Here is a 1089-nt window from a genome sequence, read left to right on the forward strand (position 1 = left end):
TCGGCGATCTGCGCGCGCAGGTCGGCGGGCAGCTCCTCCCAGCCCTGGGCGGCGACCAGCGCGCGGGAGAGCGGCTGGCGGGTCTTCACGCCGGATTCGGCGCGGGTGGCCCGGCCGAGCTCGACCAGGCGGCGGACCAGCGCCATGTGCCGGGAGAGCTCGGTGTCGATCAGCGTGTCGTCGGCCTCCGGCCAGGTGGCCAGGTGGACCGAGGCCGGGGCGTCCGGGGCGACCGGGACGACCAGGTCCTGCCAGACCCGCTCGGTGATGAACGGGGTGAGCGGGGCCATCAGGCGGGTGACCGTCTCCAGTGCCTCGTGCAGGGTGGCGAGCGCGGCGGCGTCGCCCTGCCAGAAGCGGCGGCGGCCGCGGCGGACGTACCAGTTGGACAGGTCGTCGACGAAGCCGGAGAGCAGCTTGCCGGCGCGCTGGGTGTCGTAGTCCTCCATCGCATCGGTGCACTCGGCCACCAGCGTGTTCAATTCGCTCAGCAGCCAGCGATCCAGGACCGGGCGGTCGGCGGGGGCCGGGTCGCTCGCGGAGGGGGCCCAGTCAGCGGTGCGGGCGTACAGGGCCTGGAAGGCGACGGTGTTCCAGTAGGTGAGGAGGGTCTTGCGGACCACCTCCTGGATGGTGCCGTGGCCGACCCGGCGGGCCGACCAGGGCGAACCGCCGGCCGCCATGAACCAGCGGACGGCGTCGGCGCCGTGCTGGTCCATCAGCGGGATCGGCTGCAGGATGTTGCCCAGGTGCTTGGACATCTTGCGGCCGTCCTCGGCCAGGATGTGGCCCAGGCAGACGACGTTCTCGTAGCTGTTCTTGTCGAACACCAGGGTGCCGACCGCCATCAGCGTGTAGAACCAGCCGCGGGTCTGGTCGATCGCCTCGGAGATGAACTGCGCCGGGTAGCGCTTCTCGAACAGCTCCTTGTTCTGGTACGGGTAGCCGTACTGGGCGAAGGGCATCGAGCCCGAGTCGTACCAGGCGTCGATGACCTCGGGCACGCGGGTGGCGGTGCCGCCGCAGTCGCGGCAGGCGAAGGTCACCGCGTCGATGAACGGGCGGTGCGGGTCCAGGCCGCTCTGGTCG

At 71.4% G+C, this 1089-nt stretch carries 1 protein-coding gene; it reads right to left on the reverse strand.

Annotation, left to right across the window (positions count from 1 at the left end):
• The coding region (locus ABZW30_RS47075) for a class I tRNA ligase family protein (protein ID WP_355677507.1) at positions 1-1089 on the reverse strand (1089 nt) is incomplete at both ends.

It is taken from the genome of Kitasatospora sp. NPDC004669, from assembly GCF_040609455.1.
Classification (GTDB): Bacteria; Actinomycetota; Actinomycetes; order Streptomycetales; family Streptomycetaceae; genus Kitasatospora.